This window comes from Cyanobium sp. Candia 9D4, from assembly GCF_024346155.1.
Taxonomy (GTDB): Bacteria; Cyanobacteriota; Cyanobacteriia; order PCC-6307; family Cyanobiaceae; genus Cyanobium; species Cyanobium minutissimum.
On the sequence record NZ_JAGQCK010000003.1, the window covers coordinates 83,338 to 106,414 of the forward strand.

29 protein-coding genes and 1 pseudogene are annotated in these 23,077 nt (G+C 62.7%); 13 read left to right on the plus strand and 17 right to left on the minus strand.

The features are described 5' to 3' along the window. Positions 1-6 precede the first annotated feature (6 nt). Positions 7-1,971: an ATP-binding protein gene (locus KBZ08_RS16500; protein WP_254972432.1), complete on the minus strand. Its 1,965-nt coding sequence runs from the start codon at positions 1,969-1,971 to the stop codon at positions 7-9. Positions 1,972-2,145: 174 nt separating this feature from the next. Here KBZ08_RS16500 and KBZ08_RS08650 point away from each other — a divergent pair, with 174 nt between their 5' ends. Then, positions 2,146-2,871 (plus strand): GAF domain-containing protein, encoded by a 726-nt coding sequence (locus KBZ08_RS08650; RefSeq protein ID WP_254972433.1) that lies wholly within the window; start codon positions 2,146-2,148, stop codon positions 2,869-2,871. Here KBZ08_RS08650 and KBZ08_RS08655 read toward each other — a convergent pair. Next, complete coding sequence (locus KBZ08_RS08655) at positions 2,848-4,332, minus strand: glycosyl hydrolase family 57 (RefSeq protein ID WP_254972434.1); 1,485 nt, start codon at positions 4,330-4,332, stop codon at positions 2,848-2,850. The two genes, KBZ08_RS08650 and KBZ08_RS08655, sit on opposite strands and share 24 nt — an antisense overlap. A gap of 185 nt (positions 4,333-4,517) precedes the next feature. On the opposite strand from KBZ08_RS08655, the gene KBZ08_RS08660 reads away from it, so the two are divergent. Further along, complete coding sequence (locus tag KBZ08_RS08660; protein ID WP_106221772.1) at positions 4,518-4,757, plus strand: hypothetical protein; 240 nt, start codon at positions 4,518-4,520, stop codon at positions 4,755-4,757. 65 nt (positions 4,758-4,822) lie between these two features. Further along, complete coding sequence (locus tag KBZ08_RS08665; protein WP_254972435.1) at positions 4,823-5,023, plus strand: hypothetical protein; 201 nt, start codon at positions 4,823-4,825, stop codon at positions 5,021-5,023. On the opposite strand, the gene dcd is transcribed toward KBZ08_RS08665, so the two are convergent. Next, positions 5,020-5,544 carry a dCTP deaminase gene (gene dcd, locus KBZ08_RS08670; RefSeq protein WP_106221768.1) on the minus strand — a complete coding sequence of 175 codons (525 nt, stop codon included), beginning with the start codon at positions 5,542-5,544 and terminating at the stop codon, positions 5,020-5,022. The genes KBZ08_RS08665 and dcd overlap by 4 nt on opposite strands. A gap of 122 nt (positions 5,545-5,666) precedes the next feature. Here dcd and KBZ08_RS08675 point away from each other — a divergent pair, with 122 nt between their 5' ends. Beyond that, the gene (locus tag KBZ08_RS08675; RefSeq protein ID WP_254972436.1) at positions 5,667-6,686 is read left to right on the plus strand and encodes an NAD(P)-dependent alcohol dehydrogenase; all 1,020 of its coding nucleotides are present in this window, start codon (positions 5,667-5,669) and stop codon (positions 6,684-6,686) included. Positions 6,687-6,737: 51 nt separating this feature from the next. On the opposite strand, the gene KBZ08_RS08680 is transcribed toward KBZ08_RS08675, so the two are convergent. From KBZ08_RS08680 to KBZ08_RS08695, 4 genes are all read right to left on the minus strand, one after another. After that, entirely contained in the window at positions 6,738-8,045 is a 1,308-nt protein-coding gene (locus KBZ08_RS08680) for a hypothetical protein (RefSeq protein ID WP_254972437.1), read from the minus strand. After that, positions 8,042-9,262 carry a S9 family peptidase gene (locus tag KBZ08_RS08685; RefSeq protein WP_254972438.1) on the minus strand — a complete coding sequence of 407 codons (1,221 nt, stop codon included), beginning with the start codon at positions 9,260-9,262 and terminating at the stop codon, positions 8,042-8,044. Before KBZ08_RS08685 ends, KBZ08_RS08680 begins: the two co-directional genes overlap by 4 nt. Positions 9,263-9,272: 10 nt before the next feature. Continuing rightward, positions 9,273-10,823, minus strand: coding sequence for a class I adenylate-forming enzyme family protein (locus KBZ08_RS08690; protein WP_254972439.1), 1,551 nt, complete (start codon positions 10,821-10,823; stop codon positions 9,273-9,275). A gap of 126 nt (positions 10,824-10,949) precedes the next feature. Next, on the minus strand, positions 10,950-11,156 hold the full coding sequence (locus KBZ08_RS08695; protein WP_254972440.1) for a type II toxin-antitoxin system HicB family antitoxin: 207 nt from the start codon (positions 11,154-11,156) through the stop codon (positions 10,950-10,952). Positions 11,157-11,233: 77 nt separating this feature from the next. Here KBZ08_RS08695 and KBZ08_RS08700 point away from each other — a divergent pair, with 77 nt between their 5' ends. Next, positions 11,234-11,374, plus strand: a complete 141-nt coding sequence (locus KBZ08_RS08700; protein WP_254972441.1) for a hypothetical protein — start codon at positions 11,234-11,236, stop codon at positions 11,372-11,374. Between the two features lie 85 nt (positions 11,375-11,459). Here KBZ08_RS08700 and KBZ08_RS08705 read toward each other — a convergent pair whose 3' ends face one another. The 5 genes from KBZ08_RS08705 to KBZ08_RS16625 all read right to left on the minus strand — a co-directional run bounded on the left by KBZ08_RS08705 (position 11,460) and on the right by KBZ08_RS16625 (position 13,102). After that, the gene (locus tag KBZ08_RS08705; RefSeq protein ID WP_254972442.1) at positions 11,460-11,693 is read right to left on the minus strand and encodes a DUF4926 domain-containing protein; all 234 of its coding nucleotides are present in this window, start codon (positions 11,691-11,693) and stop codon (positions 11,460-11,462) included. A gap of 3 nt (positions 11,694-11,696) precedes the next feature. Beyond that, positions 11,697-12,026, minus strand: a complete 330-nt coding sequence (locus KBZ08_RS16620; RefSeq protein ID WP_396122394.1) for a DUF6883 domain-containing protein — start codon at positions 12,024-12,026, stop codon at positions 11,697-11,699. 122 nt (positions 12,027-12,148) lie between these two features. Next, positions 12,149-12,394, minus strand: a complete 246-nt coding sequence (locus KBZ08_RS08710; RefSeq protein WP_254972443.1) for a type II toxin-antitoxin system RelE/ParE family toxin — start codon at positions 12,392-12,394, stop codon at positions 12,149-12,151. After that, the gene (locus KBZ08_RS08715) at positions 12,391-12,609 is read right to left on the minus strand and encodes an addiction module protein (protein WP_315861249.1); all 219 of its coding nucleotides are present in this window, start codon (positions 12,607-12,609) and stop codon (positions 12,391-12,393) included. The genes KBZ08_RS08710 and KBZ08_RS08715 overlap by 4 nt, the downstream gene beginning before the upstream one ends. Before the next feature lie 250 nt (positions 12,610-12,859). Next, on the minus strand, positions 12,860-13,102 hold the full coding sequence (locus KBZ08_RS16625; RefSeq protein ID WP_396122405.1) for a nucleotidyltransferase family protein: 243 nt from the start codon (positions 13,100-13,102) through the stop codon (positions 12,860-12,862). A gap of 197 nt (positions 13,103-13,299) precedes the next feature. On the opposite strand from KBZ08_RS16625, the gene KBZ08_RS08720 reads away from it, so the two are divergent. Further along, entirely contained in the window at positions 13,300-14,109 is an 810-nt protein-coding gene (locus KBZ08_RS08720; RefSeq protein ID WP_254972445.1) for an HIT family protein, read from the plus strand. Positions 14,110-14,439: 330 nt separating this feature from the next. Here the strand turns inward: KBZ08_RS08720 and KBZ08_RS08725 are convergent, their stop codons facing one another. The 5 genes from KBZ08_RS08725 to KBZ08_RS08745 are packed head-to-tail and all read right to left on the minus strand — an operon-like array spanning position 14,440 to position 19,611. Then, entirely contained in the window at positions 14,440-15,801 is a 1,362-nt protein-coding gene (locus tag KBZ08_RS08725) for a DNA cytosine methyltransferase (RefSeq protein WP_254972446.1), read from the minus strand. Further along, positions 15,798-16,556 (minus strand): DUF6339 family protein, encoded by a 759-nt coding sequence (locus KBZ08_RS08730; RefSeq protein ID WP_254972447.1) that lies wholly within the window; start codon positions 16,554-16,556, stop codon positions 15,798-15,800. Before KBZ08_RS08730 ends, KBZ08_RS08725 begins: the two co-directional genes overlap by 4 nt. Continuing rightward, positions 16,553-17,494, minus strand: a complete 942-nt coding sequence (locus KBZ08_RS08735) for a hypothetical protein (RefSeq protein ID WP_254972448.1) — start codon at positions 17,492-17,494, stop codon at positions 16,553-16,555. Before KBZ08_RS08735 ends, KBZ08_RS08730 begins: the two co-directional genes overlap by 4 nt. After that, complete coding sequence (locus tag KBZ08_RS08740; RefSeq protein WP_254972449.1) at positions 17,495-19,345, minus strand: hypothetical protein; 1,851 nt, start codon at positions 19,343-19,345, stop codon at positions 17,495-17,497. Further along, positions 19,342-19,611 (minus strand): hypothetical protein, encoded by a 270-nt coding sequence (locus KBZ08_RS08745; protein WP_254972450.1) that lies wholly within the window; start codon positions 19,609-19,611, stop codon positions 19,342-19,344. The genes KBZ08_RS08740 and KBZ08_RS08745 overlap by 4 nt, the downstream gene beginning before the upstream one ends. Before the next feature lie 154 nt (positions 19,612-19,765). Here KBZ08_RS08745 and KBZ08_RS08750 point away from each other — a divergent pair, with 154 nt between their 5' ends. From KBZ08_RS08750 to KBZ08_RS08780, 7 genes and pseudogenes are all read left to right on the plus strand, one after another. Next, positions 19,766-20,101, plus strand: a complete 336-nt coding sequence (locus KBZ08_RS08750; protein WP_254972451.1) for a DEAD/DEAH box helicase family protein — start codon at positions 19,766-19,768, stop codon at positions 20,099-20,101. 160 nt (positions 20,102-20,261) lie between these two features. Further along, positions 20,262-20,417 (plus strand): annotated as a pseudogene (locus tag KBZ08_RS16505) (helicase-related protein); the annotation flags it as partial. A gap of 172 nt (positions 20,418-20,589) precedes the next feature. Continuing rightward, positions 20,590-21,576 (plus strand): DUF3427 domain-containing protein, encoded by a 987-nt coding sequence (locus tag KBZ08_RS16510; RefSeq protein ID WP_254972452.1) that lies wholly within the window; start codon positions 20,590-20,592, stop codon positions 21,574-21,576. A gap of 38 nt (positions 21,577-21,614) precedes the next feature. Then, on the plus strand, positions 21,615-21,911 hold the full coding sequence (locus KBZ08_RS08765; RefSeq protein ID WP_106221736.1) for a nucleotidyltransferase family protein: 297 nt from the start codon (positions 21,615-21,617) through the stop codon (positions 21,909-21,911). Positions 21,912-21,951: 40 nt separating this feature from the next. Continuing rightward, positions 21,952-22,251, plus strand: coding sequence for a DUF86 domain-containing protein (locus tag KBZ08_RS08770; RefSeq protein ID WP_254972453.1), 300 nt, complete (start codon positions 21,952-21,954; stop codon positions 22,249-22,251). 181 nt (positions 22,252-22,432) lie between these two features. After that, positions 22,433-22,678, plus strand: a complete 246-nt coding sequence (locus KBZ08_RS08775; protein ID WP_254972454.1) for a FitA-like ribbon-helix-helix domain-containing protein — start codon at positions 22,433-22,435, stop codon at positions 22,676-22,678. Continuing rightward, a complete protein-coding gene (locus KBZ08_RS08780) occupies positions 22,678-23,070 on the plus strand; it encodes a type II toxin-antitoxin system VapC family toxin (RefSeq protein WP_254972455.1) in 393 nt (130 codons plus the stop codon). The genes KBZ08_RS08775 and KBZ08_RS08780 overlap by 1 nt, the downstream gene beginning before the upstream one ends. Positions 23,071-23,077: the final 7 nt, after the last annotated feature.

Consider the following 23,077-nt stretch of genomic DNA (forward strand, 5'->3'; position numbering starts at 1 on the left):
GATCGCCTAGGCAGGGGGCCGCCGGCCGCCGGCATGGGCGTGGGCGGTGACAAGGCTGGCCAGGAGGGCCTCACTGCGGAGCGGCTTGGCGAGAACGTCGTTCATGCCGGCCTGCAGGGCCGCCTCCCGGTCCTCGGCGGTGGTGAAGGCGGTGAGTGCCACGATCCACGGCCGGTCGGACCGTCCGCCGCAGGAACGGATGCGGCGGGTGGCCTCGAGGCCATCGAGCCGGGGCATCTGCACATCCATCAGGATCAGGTCCGGCTCGAGGAGCCGCTGGCGCTCCAGCGCCTCCTGGCCGTCGACGGCGGAATCGGGCTCGTAGCCGAGGCGCCGCAGCATGAGCTCGCAGAGCCGCCGGTTCACGGCACTGTCGTCCACCAGCAGGATGCGCAGGGGATGGCGCGCGGCGAACGGTTCGGCGGACGCCGGCGGCGGCTCCGCCACAGCGGGAGTGGCCACCCGGGGGGCGGCGGGAGCAGGGGCGGCAGGGGCCTCCACCACCTGCACCGGCAGGCGGAAGCGGAACACACTGCCCCGGCCAGGGGTGCTCTCCACCTGGATCGTGCCGCCGAGGGCCACGACGAGCTGCCGGCTGATGGCCAGCCCCAGCCCGGTGCCGGCCTGGGGGGCGTTGGCGGTGGCGCCCAGCTGGGAGAAGGGCTGGAACAGGCGCTCCAGGTGGTCGGCGGCGATGCCCACACCGGTGTCGGCGACGGCGAACGCCAACAGGATCGTCGCGTTCTCCGGCAGGTTCGCCCCGGCGGCCACCGGAGCGCCGGCCTCCACGGAGACCACGACGCTGCCGGCATCGGTGAACTTGATGGCATTGCCGATCAGGTTGAGCAGGATCTGGCGCAGGCGGATGGCATCGGTGAGGATCGCCTCGGGCAGCTCAGGCGGCAGCACCAGGGCCAGGTCGATCGCCTTGACCCTGGCGAGGCTGGAGCAGGCGGCGATGGTCTCCTCCAGCAGGGGACGCAGCCGGCAGGGGGCCAGCTCCAGCTCCAGGTGGCCGGCCTCGATCTTGGTGTAGTCGAGGATGCCGTTGAGCAGGGTGAGCAGGGACTCCCCCGAGCTGTGGACGATGTCGAGGCACTCCCGCTGCTGGGGCGAGAGCTCCGTGGCCAGCACCAGTCCTGTCATGCCGATGACGCCGTTGAGCGGGGTGCGGATCTCGTGGCTGAGGGTGGCGAGAAAGGTGCTCTTGGCCCGTTCGGCGGAGGCCATGGCCTGGAAGGCGCGGGCCCTCGCCTTGAGGGAGCGGCGATGGAAGTTGGCGGCCAGCACCGAGAACCCGGCACTGCCGATCAGGCCCAGCAGGTAGGTGAGCTGCAGGGGCAGCTCCTTGCGTCGCAGCTGGGCCAGCGAGATGTCGATCCCGACGAAACCCACCAGAGCCCCGTCGCGGTCGCGAATGGGGGCGAAGCCGCTCATGAAGGACCCGAAGTGATCGGTGTAGGGCCTGGTGCTGACGGTGACCATGCCGCTCCGGGCGGCGCGCAGGGCATCGCCAGAGGGATTGACGTAGAGGTCGCCGACGCTGACGGGGCTGGCGGGGGCCCCGGGGTTCTGGATGTAGTACGTGCTGTCGAGCGTGAAGCGGAGCCCGTCCGGGGTGGCGATGAAGACGTAGGCGTAATAGATGTCAGGCACCAGCCTGCGGAGCTTCAGCAGGGGCGCAGTGGCGCGGCGATAGTCCGGATCACCCGTCTGCTCCGGCCTGGTGATGGTGGCGACGAGGGTCGGATCCATCTCACGGGCGGCGATGTTCACCAGGTTGTGGAGGTTGTCGCGCACCTGGTTGCGCAGCAGTCGGGTGGCGCTCCAGTAGTTGGCGCTGAGGGCCACCCCCGCGACGGCGAAGATCGTGGCGGCCAGCAGCACGCTCTCGCGGCGAATCCGCTGGCGGCTCCATCCGGCCTCGGGATCGCCGCTGGGGCGTTCAGACCACGGGAAGCCGCCGAACACACGGGAGAGCGGGCCAGCCAGGAGTCCTCAGCACGCGGCACCATCCTTGTCTACCCGGTCGGAACCCCTGTCGGTTGCGGCCAGGTGCGCAGCGTCCGGAGGGGTAAGGAGATGTGAACCCCCCTCAGGCCCCCGAAAGGCCTTGCCTACGTTTGGGCAGGTGAAGGACTCTCCATGCGCGCGAACGTGGCTCCCCGCGAGGCGGCACGGCTGGAGGCCCTGAACGATTACCGCATCCTGGATACGGAAAGCGAGCAGTCGTACGACGACATCACCTTCCTGGCCGCCCAGCTCTGCGACGTGCCGATCGCCCTGGTCAGCCTGGTGGATGCGGATCGTCAGTGGTTCAAGTCCCGGGTGGGTCTGGCGGCCAGCGAAACGAGCCGGGATGTGTCCTTCTGTGCCCACGCGATTCTCGGCGACCGGACCCTCGTGGTGAAGGATGCCCGTGTGGATGAACGCTTCCGGGACAATCCGCTGGTCTGCAGCGAACCCAACATCGTCTTCTATCTGGGGGTGCCCCTGTGCACACCGGGCGGGGCCAAGATCGGCACGCTGTGCGTCATCGATCAACGGCCCCGTGAGCTCAGTGACCTGCAGATCCGCTCCCTCGAAACCCTGGCCCACCAGGTGGTGCTGCAGCTGGAACTGAGACGGATCTCCGACCAGCTGGCCGCCGCCCTGCAGCGCATCGAGGTGATGGAGACCCTGATTCCGATCTGCTCCTACTGCAAGGGCATCCGCAACGACCAGGGCTACTGGGAATCCGTGGAGTCCTTCATCAAGAGCCACGACAACGTCGAGTTCTCCCACGGCGTCTGCAATGCCTGCATGGCCCGGTACTTCCCCGAAGTGGCTCCGCTCCCGGAAGGGGATTCAGGCGAGGGCGCCCAGGGCTGAGGCCCCCCTGGCGATCGCCGCCTCCCCGCGCCGGTGGATCTCACGGGCGTAGTCGGTCCAGGTGCCCTGGCCCCAGTAGCGGAAGCAGCTGGTTTCCAGCAGCAGCAGGTGGAGCAGGGCCTCCTGATAGGGCTGGGTGCGCGTCACGGCGGGATCCTCCGCCACCAGGGGATCGAACACCTGGTGGAAGCGGGCGCTGAGCAGGTTCATGGGCTCCAGCACGTTGGCGTAGCCCTCCACCCAGCTGAGGTCATTGGTCCAGGAGGCGCCGGCCATCGAGAAGGAGGGGTCGCCGGCCTGGAGCCCGGTGATGGCCGTCTCCACGGTCTGGGGGGTGGGGGTGGCGCCGATGTGCTGCCACAGCCGGTGCTGCCCCACCGCCTGGATCACCGGGAAGGCCGCGTCGCCCACCCCGGCCGCTTCGAGCAGTTCGAGATATTCGCTGCCGTTGATCGCCACCGTGCCGCCGCTGCCGCCGCCGTCCTGGGCCGCCAGGCGCCGGTGGGCCTGGAGGAAGGCCGGCGGGAACTCGTTCATCATCACGCCGCCGTTCTCGCCGTCGGCGATCTGGGCCACCAGCGCCGGCACCGCCGTGCCGCCCAGGGGCAGCCGGCCCAGCCCCAGGGCCTCGTAACAGGGCTGCATCTGGCCCACCAGCTTGGTGTCGGAGCCCTGGGTCTTGATCAGCGCCGTGATCGACACCTCCTCGCCGCTGGAGCTGCGGGCCACCAGCCGGTTGGGGAGCAGCGTCTGCTCCCGGGTGAGGCTGCTGCCATCGGGATTCTCGACGCTGTGCTCCTGCACCAGCAGCCAGCGGTAGCCGCAGTCCCGCAGGGCGCTCACGAAGGCGAACAGGGTGTCGGGGTGGTTGGGCAGGTGCATCTCCGGGGGCGAGAAGCCCTTCACCCGCTGCAGGGCCTCGCTGCCGAAGAGGGCTGCGAAGTGGTGCTGCCAGGCCAGGATCTGCAGCTTCAGATCGGGGATCGGCGTGGAGGGCGCCACGGCGTGGCTCCAGAACGTGCCGAGCCACTCCACATGGGGCACGACGGAGGGATCACAGGCCAGGACTGTGAGCGCCTCGAGGATGTCGGCGCGGCCCATCTGCTGGAACCCCCAGAGCAGATTGCCGGAGTAATCGAGCATGATCCGCGGGTTGGCGCCCTCGCCGATCAGCTGGGGGATCAGGTCGGCCAGGCGCCGGTAGCAGTGGGCGAAGGGTTCGGCATTGTGGTTGTCGCCCTCGCCGGGGTGCTCGAGCATGTACTGCAGGTGCGAGATCAGCGCGCCATCGGCACCCGCAGGGATCGTGGGCTGGTGCATGTGCAGTGCACAGGCAAAGGCCGAGGTGATCGCCTCGAGCCGCAGGTTGGTGCGGGGCAGCGCCACGGGCCCGCTCTGCTGCACCAGGGCCAGGATCTCGGCTTCACGGCCGGCGATCGGCGGCAGGGAGGGATGGGGCATCGGCGGCGGCGCGGGCGGGGTGCGATGCGCGGGCCATCGACGTTCCCGCCGATCCTGGCCAGGCGAAGCGAATGGCGCCAGCGACGGCGGACCCGTGCAGATCACGGCGGCCCAACCTCCCTAGGGTTGAGCAACTGCGAGTCCGCCCCGTGCCGAAGCCATCCCTCGCCCTGGCCGCCGGGCTCATGGCCCTGCCGCTGCTGAGCGTTCCTCTGCTCACTCCGGACCCGGCGCTGGCCCAGAAGCGGATTCCCAAGCTGCCGGGCCAGAACGAATGCCCGCTGGGGTATGTGAACGACCTCAAGCAGCACTGCAACTCGCCGATCTACTACGAGGTGCGGCCCACCTACGGCAAGCCCTGCCTCTCGGGCTGGATGAACATCGGGGCGGGTTACTGCAAGAAGAAGACGCTGGGGATCTTCTGAGGGGCCAGGCCGCAACGACAAAAGCGGGCCAAGGTCGTGCTCATCACTACTTCTGATCCTTGCTGGTGGACGTGATCAGTGCCGCGGAGGCCAACTGCTCCTTCTCCCGTCTGCTGCGGGAGGTGGCGGATTCCACGGCCGGGGTGCTGGCCGGGGCCATGGATCTGTGCGTGGACCACCAACTCGGCAGCTGGGACGCCCCCGTGCTGAGTGTGGCCGCCGACGCCGGCGCCCGGCTGTTGCTGCAGCTCACCGAGAACCCTTAGAAGCTGTCTTCCGTCTGGCCGGCGAAGCGGCCGGCGTAGCTCTCGATGCCCTGCAGCTTCTGGAACACGAACTGACAGATCGCCGTGCCGGGATGCACCGCCAGGGGAGCGGGGCCGAAGTTGCTCATCTCCAGCACCTGCTGGCTGTCGATCCCCGGCCCCATGAAGGGGGCGCTGATGTGCACCATCAGGCCCAGCCGCGCGAAACGGCTGCGGCCCTCCAGCCAGCCGCAGAGGCCGGGGCCGAGGCGCAGCCGCTCCTGGGTGATCCCGAGCACCGTCTCGCCCGGCATGATCAGGATGTGCTGGCCCTCCGGCACTTCGATCTTCTCGGTGAGCTGGCGGTAGTCGGTGTTCTCGCCCACCTCGATCACCTGATGCACCTTGCGGAAGACGCGGAAGGTGCGGGCGAGGGTGAGGTCGAGGGAGGCGGGGCCCAGCCGCTCGGGGGCGAAGGGGGTGACCCCGATCGTGCCCGCTTCGATCGCCTGCAGGATCGCCTCTCTGCCGAGAACGCTCATGTCTTTCGCTGGGCACAGGCGATGGAGGATTGTCTCAGGCGGCAGGCCTGCGGGGGCCATGGGGGTGCGGCCATGGGCTGGGCAGGGCTTCCTAGGCTCGGCACGGCCGCCCGGCAACTTCCATGTCCGCACCGATCCAGGCCCTCGCCGCCCCCAGCGCCGGGCAACCGCTTGAGCCCTTCAGCTACACCCCAGGCCCCTTGGGCTGCGAGGAGGTGGAGATCGCCGTCGAGAGCTGCGGCATCTGCCACAGCGATCTCTCCATGCTCGACAACGACTGGGGCATGACCGCCTATCCGTTTGTTCCCGGCCACGAAGTGATCGGGCGGGTGGTCGCCCTCGGGGAGCACACCAAGCGCCTGAGCATCGGTGACCGGGTGGGGCTGGGCTGGTTCTCCGGCAGTTGCGGTGCCTGCGATCAGTGCCTCTCCGGCAACCAGAACCTCTGCCTCAACGCCGAGGCCACCATCGTCGGGCGGCACGGTGGCTTCGCCACGCGCGTGCGGGCCCAGTGGACCTGGGTGGCCCCCCTGCCGGAAGGTCTCGACACCGAGAAGGCCGGCCCGCTGCTCTGCGGCGGCATCACCGTCTTCAACCCGATCGTGGAGCTCGGCATCCAACCCACCGACAGCGTGGCGGTGATCGGGATCGGCGGGCTGGGTCACATGGCCCTGAAGTTTCTGCGGGCCTGGGGATGCGACGTCACCGCCTTCACCACCAGCGACTCGAAACGGGAGGAAGCGCTCCAGCTGGGCGCCCATCGCACCTTGAACTCCCGCAACGCCGAAGAACTGGCCCAGGCGGCAAGCAGCTTCGACTTCATCCTCAACACCACCAACGCCAACCTCGACTGGAACACCTACATTGCCGCCCTCAAACCCAAGGGCCGACTGCACACCGTGGGGGCCGTGCCTGAACCGATCGCCCTGGCCGCTTTCCCGATGATTCTCGGGCAGAAGAGCCTCTCCGGCTCGCCCCTGGGCAGCCCATCCACCACCGACAAGATGCTGCAGTTCAGCTGCCGCCACGGCATCGCCCCCACCACGGAGTTCTTCCCGATGTCGCGGGTCAATGAAGCCCTGGATCACCTGCGCGCCGGCAAAGCCCGCTACCGCATCGTGCTGATCAACGACCTGGGCTGAGGCGCGCCTGCAGCGGCTTGGTCTGCGCCGTGGTGGCACCCACATGGGGCCTCAGGCGGTCGGCCGGGGTCCCCGGTCCAGGTCGTCGATGGTCTGCTCCAGCAGATCGCGGCCGCTGTCGTAGAGGATGCGCGGCGCCGGCCGGCCGGACTCGGTGGCGCCGAGACGGCGGGCGACGGCCCGGCGGCGTTTCAGCTGGGGATCGGCGCTGCGGGCCGCCTTGGCCCAGGCCTGGCGGCGGCGATTGCGGGCGGCGATGGCACGGTTGCGCCCGTACTGCAGCGGCAGGCGGGCCAGGGGCAAGAGCAGCAGCAACAGGGCATAGCCGATGGCGAAGCGCGCCAGCCAGGCCACCGGGGGCAGCCAGGCGGGGGTGATCGCCAGCAGCCATGGCGAGAGCACCAGCAGGGCCCCGACGGCGACGCCATAGGCGACCCTTTGCCCGGCTCCGGCCCGGCTGAAGCGAAAGGCCCGCTCGCGCAGGGGCGGCACCGGCCCATCCCCGCCGGCGGCGCGGGCGGGCAGGAAGGGGAAGCCATAGATCAGGTCCCCGTCCTCACTCACCTCGGGGCGGCCGTCGAAGCGCAGCAGCACCGGCAGCATGGCGGCATCGGCGAGGTCCCGGCGGCGGTCGGGATCGGAGGGGCAGTCGGGCAGATCGAGCAGCGGGGCGAGGTCCTCGGCGATCACCACGCCACCGCGCTTGCGCAGGAAGGCGCCGATGCGGCGCCAGCGCTGCGGCTCGAAGCGGGCATTGGGATCGGCATCGCCGAACAGGATCGAGAACACGGCGCTGAGGAAGCCCAGGGAGGCCGGATCAGCGCCTTCACCGGGCAGGTCCCAGAGCAGGCTCCACAGCTGCTGCGGCGTGACGGAGGCGGAGCCCTGGCGCGCCGGGGCCCGGAGGCCGGAGGCAAGCAGATCCAGGATCGAGAGGGGCACCTGGGCCAGCCCCTGCAGCAACGCCAGGCCGGCATCGTCGGCGTCGTCGCTGGTGAACAGCCGCACGACCAGCAGCACCGACAGGATCAGCACCACCAGGGTGGTGACCAGCAGCAGCACCACCCCGAAGCTGAGCCGGATCAGGCGGGCGGCCAGGCGCAGGGTCGCCTGCAGCCGGGCCTGCAGCCGGCGGCGGCCGCTGAGGGCCAGCAGCCGCATCCGAAGCGCGGGGGGGAAGACGAACAGCAGGGTGCCGTCCTCGGCCACCTGCAGATGGCCGGACACTTCGGCCACCAGGGCCAGCAGCCCCGGCTCGACCTCCTGCAGAGACAGGCCGGTGCCGGCGGCCACCTCGCCGACGCTGCAGCGGCGCCCGCGGTTGCCGATCCAGTCGAGCAGGGCGGCTTCCACCGTCATCGGCCTGGGTCAGACGTGCGGGGGCTCGCGAACACCGCCTCCAGCCAGTCGTAGGCCCGCTGGTGGAACAGGGAGCGCGCCGTCTCCTCGCAATGGCCGCCAGCGCCCTCGGCGGTGGTGAAGCGCACCAGGGTGCGGGGACAGCGCAGCGCGGCATGCAGCTGTTCCGCGAAGCGGGCGATCGGATCGGCCTCCGCCCAGGCCACGAAGGTGGGGCAGCGGATCTTCTCGGCGCGCCCCCGGAGGCTGTAGTCGCCGGCGATGCGGAGGTAGTCGGCGATGGAATCGAGGCCGTGCACCCAGAGGGCCCGCCGAAAGGTCCAGTGCAGGTAGGGATCGGAACGGACCAGGGCCTCGAAGGCCTCGAGATCGGCGGGGGTGATCTGGGGCAGCCGCGCGCGCGCGGCCGGGTCCAGCGGCAGGAACGTGCGCAGCGCCTCGAGCAGGTCCCATTGGCCGGGATCGGCGATGCAGGCCGCCAGGCGGTGTTCGCCGCTGGCCGCGCGGGGCGCCAGATAGCCGCCGAAACTCCAGCCGATCAGCGCGATCCGCTGCGGATCCACCTCCGGGCGGGTGAGGGCATAGTCGACCACCGGGCCCACCACGGCCTCCCAGTCGGGGCGGAACACCAGGCCCTGGTGGATGAGGGGCCGGCCCTGGCCGGGGCCGTCGAAGGTGAGGCAGTGGTAGCCGCGGCGGACGGCGGCCACGGCATGGGCGAAGTGCGCCTCGTGCACGGTGGCGTCGTAGCCGTTGGTGGCGATCAGGGTGGGGCGCGGCAGGCCCGAGTCATCGGCACGGTGGAAGTAGCCGGGGAGGGTGGTGCCCTCGTAGGGGATCTCCACGGCCTCCACGGCCGGCGTTATCAGGGCGGCCGCCCGGGCGAACGCCCCGGCCTCCCGGTCGAAGGCCTCCAGCAGCCGGGGATCCACGGGCGCCCCGAAGAGCGGCAGCCAGGCGGTGCGGTGGTAGTTGCTGGCCCGCAGCCAGGCCTCCCGGGCACTCACCGCGTGGCCGGCCGCCGCACAGGCGTCGGCGATCTCGCTCACCCGATCCGCCGTCGCGCTCCAGGCGCGAAACCAGCTGTCCCCATCCCCGGGGGTGATCTGCGACGCCGTGACGAGGCACTCGCCGAAATCCGCCCCGCCGTAGGGGGCGTGCGACAGGGCGCGGAACGCGAAGCGCTCGAAGAGGGGATCGGCGAAGAAAAGGCCCATGGGGAGAAGCTCAGGAGGCGTGCCGTGCATCGGCCGCCAGCCGCCGCAGGGCGAGCCGGTCGGTCTTGCCCACGGGGGTGAGGGGCAGCTCCTCGAGCACGCGGATCTCCTCCGGCGCCTTGTAGCCGACGCGGGCCCGGGCGAAGGCGATCAGTTCGGCTTCGCTGGGGGCGGGCTGGTCATGGCGGAGGGTCAGGTAGGCCCGCACGTTCTCGCCGTGCACCGGGTCCTGGATGCCGATCACCCCCACCAGATCCACGGCCGGATGTTCAGAGAGCGCCTCCTCCACCTCCTGGGGGCAGATGTTGGAGCTGTCGTGGACGATGATCTGCTTGCGGCGGCCGCAGAACCAGAAGAAGCCGTCGGCGTCGACCCGCATCTCATCGCCAGTGTCGAGCCAGCCCTGCTGGATGGTGTCGGCGGTGGCCTGGGGGTTGTCCCAGTAGCCCACCATCATCGAAGGCGCCTGGATCCAGAGGCGGCCCTGCTCTCCCGGGGCCACCTCGGTCCCGTCTTCGTGGCGCAGGCTGGCGCTGAACCCCGGGCAGAGCCGGCCGACGGAGCCGATCCGGTTCGGGCCGGAGGGGGGCGCCAGGGTGGTGTAGCCGATCTCGCTCATGCCGAAGCATTCGTCGATGCCGAAGCCGGCGGCCCGGCGGAACTCCTCCTGCAGCTGATGGGGCACCTTGTCGCCGCCGCTGATGCAGAGACGCACCGAGCCCAGATCCGTCGGCAGCAGCCGTGCATCCCGCAGCAGCTCGAACAGGGCGGCGGGCAGCATCAGCAGCACCGAGGGCCGATGGCGCCGCAACAGGGTTTCCACGGTGGCCGCATCGATGCGGCTGGCGATCGCGGCGGAGGCGCCGGCGGCCAGGGCCGCCAGCACGAGGGCCGAAGAGGCGATGTGGGCCAGGGAGCTGCCGGCCAGCACCTCCTCCCCGGCCCGCAGTTCGCTGGCCTGGATGAAGGAGGTGAGCACCGCGGCGAAGCTGGCCCGGCTGTGGGTGACACCCTTCGGCCGACCGGTGCTGCCGGAGGTGAAATAAATGAAGGAAGGCTCCTCGCCGGCCAGCCCAGGCCAGGGCGGATCGTCGCCGGCGGTAGGGGCCGCGGCCAGCAGGGGCTCGAAACCGGAGGGATCATCGATGCGGTGGCAGCCGAGGGGCAGTTGGCCCGCCACGGCGCTGGCCTGCACATCGGCCAGCCGTTCGCCGTGGAACACCAGGGCCGCGGCGCCGCTCACCGTCAGCGCATGGTCGATCTCCGGGGGCACATAGCGGTAGTTGAGAGGGGTGAGCACCAGGCCGCTGCGCAGCCCGGCCAGGTAATGGACGACCAGCTCCACCCGGTTGGGGATCAGGGAGGCGAGCCGGTCACCCCGCCGGAGGCCCAGCCGCTGGTAGGCCCGGGCCAGCTGCTCCACCTGGTGATCGAGCTCGGCCCAGCTGAGGCTGTGGTCCAGATCCTGCAGCGCCGCTGCCGCCGGATCGCCCCCCAGGCCGGCCTGCAGGAGGCGGGCCAGGTCGACCAGTGGGGCCAGGGGCGGGCCGTGGTGGGGCATGGAATGCCGCAAGCCCGCCCACTCTGGCAGCGCTTCCTGGTCGGGGGACTGCATGGGGGCAGACCATCGCCGAAGGCAGACGCTTGAGGTTCGTGGTTCAGCGGTGGCTGAGGAATTCCTCCAGGGTCATGCCGGCACCACGATCTGCTGCAGGCCCACGAAGTCGCTTTCCAGAACAGGCTCGCCGTCCTCCAGGAGCATGGCGATCACCTCCTGGAGGTTGGCCTGCAGCTCATCAAGGGTCTCCCCCTGGCTGTGGGCGCCGGGAAAGCCCTGGACATAGCCCACAAGCATTCCTGTGTCCGCGCAGCGCTCGATGGCGGCGGAGAACATATGCACAGCCTCTGCTTCTTTCAGTGGATTCAACTTAGGCAACCTGCCAGGTCTGGCCGAGGGGGGTGATGGAGGGCATGGCATCGCGACAGGGCTTCTCCTCCGCAAGTGCCACCCACTGTCACACCCGCCAGCGCCTGCGCGAGACCACCGCCGAGCAGATGCGCATGAGCCACATCGACCCACCGCTCATGCTGCAGGAACTGCTGGGCCTCTGATTTACCAGGCAACAGCCAGTCCCGCCCCGGCGCACGACGTGGCCCGGCGGATCATGGCAAGCGAGAAGCTGAACGATGTCGAATCTCAGGGATTGGCCGTAGCCAATGAACGCACAGCGATCAGATCCTGATCACCAATTGCTCGGAGGCTGCTGCTTGAAAGCGTCAACAGCGATTGGGTGCGTCCCGATGCAGCGACAAACTCAACCTCGAGATTTGCCGGGTCGTGAATAGCTACGACAGCACCGAGATCGCCCAACTGCAGACCAGCCTCAGGAATGTCGTGGGTGAGAGCAACTGTCTGGTGCAAGACGAACATGACTTACTCCGGAAATGCGGTGACGAGCCTTGGCTGTCTGGAATGATCGAGGATCAGCCAGACCGTTCTGAATGGTCTGGATGCTCCGTTGGGGCCTTTCAACGTAGCACTGATGACTACTTTCATCCCATAGGCACTGATCTCGATCCGCTGAACCGTCCCAGTCTGGCCATGGTGGAGCAGATCATCACGAAGTCGGGTCCAGGATTCAACGGTGTAGCCGAGTGAACTAAAGACGCTTGCCTTGAAGCGACCAACTGGATGCGTGTCTGAGAGCAGATAGTCGCAGATCTTGGCTTCGTCAACGATCGCGTTGTCTGCATGGGGGAGCATTCGTGGGCCAGGGTGATCGCCGGGGCTTCTCCTCCACAAGTGCCACCCCTGTCTCACCCAGCAGTGGTGCGTTCAGGTGCGCTGCTGCCAGCGCCGGGGATCCTGACGGCCGTGCAGGGCAATCACCAGGATTCAGCACCCTGCTCTCGGAAGTACACGGCATAGGGAAACCTCCGCAGCACGAGCCTGCGGGTCTGCCCGTAAATCAGGGGGAAGGATCGGGGATCGCGGCGGATGCGCTCCACCGCAGCAGCGAAGGCTTCAGCGAAGTCCCGAGCCAACGCCAGCTCTAGCCGGCTGTACCAGCGCTGGGTTTCCAGCAGATCCTCCACCGCCTCCGGCAGGAAGCGAATCGCGGGCCTGGTCATCCGATGCCGAGCTGGCTCCGCACCTCATCCCAGGGCACAGCCGCTTCGGGGTTGTCGCGATGGGTCGCCCAGCGCCGGTCGAGTTCGGCGCAGAGGGCGGGGTCCACCGGCAGCGCCCCATCCCGGGACTGGTCATCGAGGCTGTCCCACAGGGCGATCGCCAAGGCCAACCGTTCGCACGGCGGTAGCAGCAGGAGGTCAGACATGGGCGCCATCGCCACCACACCCAGCGAAGGACTCACTGTAGGCACGTTCAAAAGGGGGCAAAGGGAATGGAGAGATGGATGCCATCGCGCATGGGCTGCGTGGTGCCGATTCGTCAGTACTCCAAGCAGATCACATCCAGAGCATCTTCTCCTTCCTCCTGATCCAATACCTCAGGATTGGCAATCAGAGACTGGGATTTGCGCTGGGCACGCTTGAGCGCGCTCAGGAGGCTCAGGAGGACATCCTTCTGGTCCTCCGTCACGCCGTGAGGCCCTCCTGCTCAATCCTCTTTCGGAGGGTTGGGGCCATGCGATCCCGCAAGCGCACCAGGTCGACGGGACACTGCATCAGCTCTTCCAGCTCCTGTTTCAAGTGCACCAGGGCGTAGGGCGTGAGCGGGTCAAGCTGGACCCAGACATCGAGATCGCTGTCTGGGCGGGCATCGCCGCGGGCAACGGGCCGAACAGGCCGAGCCCCACCACATGAAAACGGCGGTGCCAGTCAGGCTGGCGCTGACGGAGGCGGTTGAGCACCTCTTCGGCCGTGAGAGGTGATAACGGTGCTGTCCGGGTCATGGGTCCATTGTGCTGGCCCTTTGGGCAAGGTACCAATGCCACCCCAGCCAGGAAGCCCCCATACCCCCGCCCCCCTCTGGCACCTACGGGCGCCTGCGGCACTCCATCGCCAAGCGCATGCGCATGGGCCCCATCGACCAACCGTTGATAATCCTGGAGCTGCTGGGCCGCCGCAGCCCGGCCCCTGCGCAGGACGTGGCCCGCCGGATCCTGGGACGCAGATGGTGGGCCGGGTTCACCTTCAACGGCATCACCGCCTATGGCGATGGCCACGACAGCCTGATCGGCGGCGACGCGTTGAGCGATGGCGAGCGCGACGCGCTGCTGGAGCTCTGCCGCCAGCGCCTCGACGCCTTCCGCGAGCAGCGCGGCGAAGAGGTGTTTGCCCACCGCAGCCGCCACCGCAGCCCGATCAGTGGCTCGGAAAAACCAGGGCGGCTCCGACGCCATCACCAACGTGCAGGCCCTCTGCTTCCGCTGCAACGCCGGCAAGCGCGACGGCTGTTTGCCGTCGCAAGAGGGCGCACCGACTTCCGCGGCGTGCAGGCCAGCTACGGCCACCGCGAAGCGGGCTGTGTGTTCTGCGCGCTGGAGGGCAGCGGCCAGGTGCTGCTGGAGAACGAGGGGCACAGCCTGGTGATCCCGCGTCGTCATGGGGCCGACGGGCTGGAGCTGCACCAGCCGGAATGGAACGCCGTGGTGGAGCCGCTGAAGCTGCGGCGGGAGCGGCTGAGTGCCGAGGACGCGTCGATCAGCGGCTGGGCTGGTTTGCTCAACGCAAGAGGGGGGCTGAACTCAGGCGAGGCGGCGGGGCAGACGGTGTTTCATGCGCACTGGCATCTGATTCCGAGGCGGGAGGTGGATTGCCAGCAGCCACACAGTACAGATGAAGTGGGTAGGGATACCAATACCAGGCTCACCAGGAGCCCTTAAATCGTCATGGCGGAAAATCGGAATGGGCCTGAACTGACAAAATCGACTTCACAGGCTTATTATATCTTTAATTAGCAAGACAGCGCCTATAGTAGAATATTGCGATCTCGCAGGCCAAGCAAATACTTGCAGCATCAAATGACAGACAAAAAAATCGCTCAAGGGCGAACAGGTCAGCCGATGATCCAATTGGCGATAACTGGCAGCCCGAATAGGCCGCTGAAAACGCGGCTTTCCAGCGAGACATCTTGGCAGGCAAATAGCCAGAAAACGCACATCAAAAGACTTTGTGAAAGGCCATCTTAAGCTCAATAAGCTTCACTCGGAAAGTCAGCATGCATGAATAGCGTTGCTAGCGCATAGTAAGTCAGAGAGACGAGTTTCGACGCCAATAAACAAACCGATAAAGCGAGACATGACCGGCGAGACAGCATCTCCGATAACCTTGGCATGAGAAGCCCTACTAAATCTAGACTTGCCATCATTAAACTGATAGTCAATCGGGAAACCCTGAATCAATGCTGCCTCACAAGAGGTTATAACTCTTGGCTCCCAAGGATGAACATATCGTCCTCTGCCTGGGGAATGGTAGCCTGTTGTTATTGTCCCAGCCGGCAGATTTGGAATCATTCTACCATATACTGACTTATAATTATGCTCCCGCTGGTGGCACTTTGGCCGGAGCTCATTGGGAAGATCATATTTACAATTTTCATGAAGCCATGAAACTCGCAATTGATTTTCGGCACTCAGCTCGCTTGGGACATAAAAGGGATTCTCAACATCAACAACCTTTGGTAGGAGCCCAAAGCACCAAGAAACACTTCTTGAGGGGGGCGGATAAAGAAGCCTATACTCATCATAATAATCGTTAATCGTAAGGGCTTGAGAAAGACTCGCAACCAAGAAGTGGCGCTTTCGAGTCTGTGACATGCCAATACTAGTGCCATCAACTGTAAGATGATCAACATTATACCCAAGCTGCTTAAGCAAATCTTCTGTTTTTGACACTACGTCTTGCTTGTCGTGCAGAACAGGCTGAACATTTTCAATTACAACATGACTTGGATGCAACATAGACGCATAAGCAGCCACCGACATATACAAGTTGTTTCTTGGATCGCTGCGGCGCGAATGATTGTTGAGATTTGAGTGCCCTTGGCAGGGTGGTCCGGCCAAAAGAATATCGCATCCACCCATTAAAGTCTCTATTGCGCGAATATCATTGATTTCATACCTGACATCAGCAAACTCAATACCACCATGATCTGATCTGCGCGTTCGATACTTAATGACAGAGTTAACATCCGCGTTTAATGCTAAGCCAGGTTTGTGGTTAACTTGATAAAGACGGAGCGCCTCCTTGTCAATGTCAATTGCTGCAGTAATTGCAGGCCTGTAACCGAGAGAAGCCAATGCGTGCTTTACTCCTTCGGTAAAACCACCGCACCCACAGAATAAATCAACTATTCTTATCTCTCTGGCATTACTCTGGCCTAAGGCTGTCGGCCGTACACCACTTAAAACTGCCTTATCCCAAACATCTACAGGATCACCTTGCAACCCCAACCGTAAAGTATCGGCTAAGGGAATAATGGACTGAGCCTTAATGCGGCAATGGCTTGATGAAGCATGTATTTCTTGTAAGATGCCTTTTCCTGTTGAAAAGAAATCAATTGAGAAATGGCTCAAGTGACCTTCTGTAAATTTAACTCAGATAGTAGCAAATCGATCAGCGCAACGCAATTTTCATAATCCAGAAGCTCAAACGGCGTTAGCGCGTGCTGGAGTCTAAGCCTTGGACCAAGGAGACGTACTGCCGCGCCAGCTGTAATCACTTTATCGCCATAACGAAATCTGGTTGTTTCTGGCTCATAAAAACAACATGCAAGCGCCCGCACTAGCTGTCGACTCTGTGCGTAAACACGTCGAATGACAAAGGAGCTCCAAAAATCACTGCCGCCAAGCTTTGTAAGCCAATAGCAGTCATCTTGATTGCCTTCATCATAGGAAAGCTCAGCACGCAACCACAATCGAGGCAAGATGCTTTCTCTTAGCATGTTGCCAAAATGATTTAGATTAATAGAGTCTCCTGCTGAATATCCATATCTTCTTTCGACGAATTCACAGCAAAGGCCTGAGAGAAATCGCCAGAATCCCTTGGAAGATGAAACCCTAGGGGGAATAGAAGTCAGGGTAGAGTGCAATAAACAGGCAATTGTTCCATCATACGGGGCCCATCCTGAGTTGTCTGAGTCCCAGTCTCTCGGAACTTCTTGAATAACAGCAGCAATCTCTTTCTTCAATTTAACTAGTGATTCTCTGTTGAATTGTAATGGTTCGTCGAGAAATAGTGAGTCGGAATAGTCGTAGATGTTTGGGCAAGCTCCATTATGAAACGCATCCAGGAATGCCAGAAGTTGGTGCTCAGTTAGATTTAACTTCATCGGCCTTGGAAACTGGCAACAATGAGAGAAGTTTCGAGCTCACTCTGTATCCGTAAAGAAATATACTCAGGATTTCCAAGGCATCGTTCTCGGATTGTTTCATATTGACTTGGCTCACTTACTCCGATTAGGGGGAGGATCTTAGCAGCAGTTGATTCTTCATCATCCCATTCAGGATATGTCTCGCATAAGCGAAGCATGCTCATGGCGGCAGTAGTAATTACATTTGTCGCTAGCATTATATTAAGTACTCTAGCGGTTTGATTGTTCTGATTCGCCATCTTCATTAGTTGCGATGAAGAAGTAGAATTCACATTTAATCGAATCATTTCAGATGCTGGGGTACTGGTAAAATCTGTAACCTCCGAAGCCAAAATCTCGGTATACCATTGGCTCTGAGGCCCTCCACCAAGAGCGATAAAAAACTCTGGCTCCTGATTCACAATAGAAAAGTACCCTGCACCAGATCCAAAGGAGACCGAGATTCGCCGTAGTGCTATATTTACAAGACGATACTGGCTATCATTTCGATAAATGATGATATCAAGATGGACCAAACCGGTTGAGGAGAATCCTCTAAAGCTATGCCTCTCAATGGGGATAGACAGGAATAAGTCATCATGATCGGACTCAACAAGCTCTTCGTTGTAAATAACTACTGCTTTTCTTGTCAGTTGCTCCTTGGCGATTAGGGCAAGATGCGGAGATTTAACCTGGCCAAGTAGTTGACTTAATAATGAACTATGAAGTACTATCTTAACTGATGGTCCGTCTTGAAAGAACTGATCAATATCATTGACGCTATATGTAGCTTCACTAGAATCAAGAATCGATTCACTTGATGGCGAAAAGCAACATTCATCTAGAATCTGCTTGAATGACGCTACCTCGTCTGGTATTACAACGAGGCCGGTTTCTCTACCCTGATAGCCAGCCATTCAAGACACCTCTCGGACAATCGTTTCTACACGTCTATAAAATCGGTTGGACATCGGTGTTGTAAGAAAAACGAATTCAGAAGGTAGCTTTGTTATAGTGAATATGCATTTCTGAGGATTTGGCCTCAGGGCAGAATGCTGAACGATACTGCTAGGGAAAGAATCAACTGGTGCCGCTCCGTTATCGTCTCCCATGACAATTAATTGATGTGTGATCTCAAGATCTTTTGATTCGTCTTTTGCGTTCTCACTTAGGCTAATCATAACCCTGCACTTCAGTTGAGTAAGGCCATCTGCAGTGACAATTGTCTCAACTCCTCCATCTGGTGGATTCTGAATTGACACCATCCGTGGCCCAGGACCAGACGATCCTCCTCCACTCTTCTTACGGCCCTTGCCCAAAAGCTTAGTCAATAGCTGGTCAAGAGTCTTGAAACTTGATGTAGAAACTGGTCTACTAGGCTGCAGCGATTCAGAAAAGCTCTGGAATTTCGTAATTGTCCTAGTACGTATAGATCTGATTTCTTCCTGAGCAGCCTCAAGCGAGATCTGAAGATCTTCAAAAGCCTTAAGTTTGCTTATTCTTGGAGAAGAAGAATTCCAACCCCAGTGGTCGGCTGGTTCAGAAGACCTTAGCAACTTGTCAAGTCGATCATCAGCAATGAACACGCCAGAACGATAAACTCCTGAATCTCTAGATCCATCAGGCTTTAAATACTCAACTACCATGCCTGCAGACCTGATCATGGCAATACTGTTGACAAGGATATCTGAGGTGTCAATATCTGAGTCTTCAGATGGCTTGACCTCAATCAAGACGAGTGAACCAGGAGCATATTCCAGTCGACGAGACTTAACCAATCTCCTGGCATCAAACTTTAAAGACCCATCGTTTGGCCTGTCTTTACGGCCAGATGCAATTTCATATGCTTCTACAAAGGGTAAAAGTAGTGAAATATCAGAAGGATCTGCCACTCCCAAATCATTATCATTGATACGAAAGTCCACACTGAGTTCACTATCCACAATCTTCTTCCACCAAAAAATTGATGTTGCAGACTTAATGGCCTGAATAAAACTTGCAGGCTCTTTTCTAAGGCCAAGAATGGCTATACTCGTTCCTTGGTCGGTATCTCCACGAGGAGTAAATCCAAGCATTGCTGCAAGTTCATCAGCTTGATCATCTAAGATTGGCTGAGACAACTCATAATCAGGACCATTATTCAGGCCATGATAAATATTGCCCATGTATCTCTCGCCTTCAAAGTTATATGCGGGAGTACGAGTAATACCAAAAATCTTTTTTCTTATAATCCCATTTTCAATGGTGCACGTATAGGCTACCATTGTTTGGATGATAGAAGGAGTTGTATACATCGCTTTCCCATATCCGAATGATCCCCCTGTTGCTGTATTCTGATTGTTATCTCCGCTTCCAAAAAAGAATTTTACGAACCTGCTATCAGCCTTGTGTCCTCCACAAGATTCATCATACGTTTCAGTCAATCCCACGGTGGAGTAATCTTCAATATACAATATTGAACCTAGCCCCGAGTACTCTTGCTCTGAAACTCCATCAACTACCGAGCTAATTCTCGGAATGATGTAGGACTTAATTCCCAGACATTCCTCCCATTGCTCTTCCTCTTTTGAGCCAAGCTCCTGAATCCGAAAAGAGACATGAACAGGATCGGATGAATCGTCCCTGGCATCAGTGCTATTCTGTATAGTTTCTCGAGCAAACTTTTGAGCTTCATTGAGATCTGTAAATCCTACAAGCGCCTTCTCCCCTGAATCACCCTGATTGGCCTGTCGCCGCCACTTATGATCCTCGTGTTGAAAACGAATCATTTTTCGAGTGAAAAGGTGCCAGACTCTTTCGCAGTAACAATGAACTTGGAGATTGTATCATTAACTGTGTCTAGCAGGGCTTTTTTGATCTTCTTTATATCATCTTCTGTATATGAATAATTTGATCTATTGCTCAGCTTGCCAATAACTGCCACTGCATCAATTGCCTTTTGGGTTCTTTTCTCGGCCAATCTGATAAATTTTTCTCGGTTTGTGCCGTCGTTTGTCATGATTTTCTGCCCACCATTTAACAAATTGTACACCACGGACCGTGCTTTGTCAAGCAGTTTATCAGTTTTCTGCAGTCTATCTGTCGACATGGACTGCATAAGTGTGGATTTGAAGGTCAGGACTTCACTCTTATTGCTCGTTGTACCCTGCGAGTAGATCCTGCAGCAGAGCCTCGCCACCTTCCGCCAGGTGCTGCGCGATGGATCCTTCGGTGAGCTGCTGGTAGATGGCCAGCGCCCCCGCCAGTGGCGCCATGTGTTCGCCTCAGTGCAGTCGCTCGCTGGGCTGGATCCGGCGGACCTGGCGCCGGACACGTTCGCCGTGGTGATCGTCGATGAGTTCCACCACGCCGCCGCCTCCAGCTACAAGCGCTGGCTGCGCCACCTGACGCCCGTCCTGCTGCTGGGCCTCACCGCCACCCCCGAGCGCATCGGCGGCGAGGACATCCTCCATTGGTTTGACGGCCGCATCGCCGCCGAGCTGCGCCTCGCGCCTCCACGACGGCACCGACCTCTCCCGGATTGAGTGGCGCCGCAACGGCTACACCACAGAAGCCCTCTCCAACCTCTACACCGCCGACGACGCCCGCCTGCGCCTGATCCTTCGCGAACTGGCAGACAAGGTCACCAACCTGGAGGCGATGCGGGCCCTGGGTTTCTGCGTGAGCGTGGAGCACGCCCATTGGATGGCCCGCAAGTTCGTGGCCGCCGGCCTGCGCGCCGCCGCCCTGGATGCCTCCAGCCCCCGCGAGCAGCGCGCCGAGCAGATCCGCCGCCTGCGCTCCGGCGAGCTGCAGATCCTGTTTGCGGTTGACCTGTTCAACGAAGGCCTCGACATCCCCGAGATCGACACGGTGCTGTTCCTGCGGCCCACCGAGAGCCCGATCGTGTTCCTGCAGCAACTTCGACCTGCGCTACCGCGCCCTGCTCGGCGGCACGCGCGAGCAGCTGGAACAGCAGATCAAAGCCGGATTTCCCTTCCTGCCGGCCGGCTGCAGCCTGCAGCTCGATCGGGTGTCCAGCGAGCGGGTGCTTGCCAATCTGCGCGAGTCGCTGCCCACGCGGCGGCCCCAGCTGCTCGCCGAGGCCCGCCGCCTCGGGCGCTGTTCGCTGGCGGGGTTGCTGGAGGGGCTGGGGATGGAGCTGGGGGAGTTTTACAAGGTGGCGGGCTCCTGGGCGTTGTTGCAGCGGGAGCTGGGGTGGGTGGCGGCGGGGGCTGCCCCAGGGGAGCCCAGCGACGATGAAAAGCGGCTGGGGCGGGGGATCGCTGGTGGCCTTCTCCACTTGGACGACCCGGAGCGGTTGCGTTGGCTGGCGGATCAGCTGCAGCGGCCCATCGCGCCCGATCCGGCGAGCTTCAATCCCGCCATCGAACGCAGCTGGCGCATGCTGATGGCCCAGCTCTGGGGCAGCGGCCGGCAGCACCTGCCCCTGGCCGAGGCCCTCGTCCGACTCTGGGCCGCCGCCGGTCTCCGCGCCGAACTGGTGGAGCTGTTCGCGCTGCTGCACGAGCGCGCCGATCCGCCCCCCGTCCCCCTGAAACTCCACGGTCGCTACTCCCGCGCCGAGGTGTTCGCCGCCTTTGGGTTGCTGAACGAGGCCCGCCCTTTTCCCGGCCGCGAGGGAGTGTTCTTTGACGACGCCACCCAGTGCGACGTCCTCTTCATCACCCTCAAGAAGTCCGAGCGCCTGTTCTCCCCCACCACCCGCTACAACGACGTCGCCATCTCCCCGTGGGAGTTCCACTGGGAGAGCCAGAGCCTCACCCGGGAAGCGTCCGCCACCGGGCAGAGATACATCCACCACGTTGAGCGCGGCAGCCGGGTGATGCTGTTCGTGCGGGAGGAGAACAGGCGCGGCGGGGTGACGCTGCCGTTTCTGTGTCTGGGGTTTGCCGATTACGTGAGCCACCACGAGGGCGAGCGGCCGATGGCGATCCGCTGGCGGCTGCAGCGGGCGATTCCGGCGGCGTTCGTGCCGGAGCTGGCGCTGGCGGTTTAGCGTCATGCCAGGCTCCGCTTCAGCGCTCACTGCCGGCCATGGACGTCAGTTCCGAAACGTTGATCAGCCGGTTGCGCCAGCACGCGCCCGTCTGGAGTGAGCGTTTCGGCGTACGCAGCCTGCGGATCTTCGGCTCCTGGGCCCGCGGCACGGCAACACCGAGCAGCGATGTGGATCTGCTGGTGGCCTTTGACGGCCCTGCCACGGCCAGACGCTTCTATGGCCTCCAGCTGTTCCTGGAAGATCTGCTCCAGCAACCTGTCGATCTGGTGACGGAACAAGCACTCCGGCAGGAGCTCAGGCCTGCGGTTGAGGCGGATGCCATCACCCTCTGACGGCAACCCGAAACGCGATTGGCGCCTCTATGCGCAGGACATGGATCGGTTTGCCCGTCGCGCCGTGCGCTACTGCGCCGATCTGAACCGTGCGCAGTTCGAGGCAAATCAGCTGATGCAGGACGCCGTTCTTCGCAACATCGAGCTGATCGGCGAGGCCGCCACTCGCATCCCAGAGGAGGTGAGGATCGCCCATCCTGAGATTGCCTGGCGGGAGATCATCGCGATGCGCAATCAACTGATCCACGCCTACCTGGGGGTCGATCTTGATGTGGTGTGGGATGTGATCCAGGTGGAATTGCCGCTGCTGATCCTTCAGCTGAAGACCGTTCTGTCCTGACGGGCCACCTGGTCGTGAGGGGATCAGGAGCCCCTTGGATCCACCGCGAAGGCGTGCTCGGGCACCAGAGCAGCGCCACCGACCTGCAGTTCATCGCCCTGCGGAAGCGTCACCGATGCGTCGAGCGATACATGCAAAGCGCATGCGCTACGAGTAGCCTAGTTTCACGAGTGGCGTAGCCATGCCATCCCTGCAGATCCGCGACCTGCCTGAACCGCTGCACCGGTTGCTGCAGCACCGCGCCCAGGTGCACAAGCGCAGTCTCAGCCAGCAGGCGCTGGTGGATCTCGAGGCCATCGCCGGCGAGGATGGGCGAGAGCGTCGCCGCCTGGTGCTCGATCGCATCGCCCGGCGCGGGCCCCTGGCCACCGCGCTGGCCGGAGATCAGACGCCGGAAGCGCTGATCCGCGCCGACCGCGAGCGCTGATGGCCCTCGCCTGCGTTCTCGATGCCTCGGCTGCCGTGCGGCTGATCCTTGGGGATCCCGCCGCTGCTGCCGTGGCGGAGCAGATCCGCGAGGCGGCCGTGGTGTTGGCCCCGGAGCTGATGCTCACCGAGCTGGCCAACACCCTCTGGAAACTGCAAAAGGCTGGTCACCTGGCTGATCTCGATCCCCAGCAGCTGCTGGCCGAGGCCCGCGATCTGGTGGATCGGGTGGAAGCCGACCGCCACCTGCAGGCCGAGGCCCTTGCCCTGGCCTGCCATCACGATCACCCCGCCTACGACTGCCTCTATCTGGCATTAGCCCGGCGTGAAGCCGCCACCTTGATCAGCCTCGATCGTCGCCTACAGCAGCTGGCCGAGCGGGTGCTGCCCTGAGCGCCCA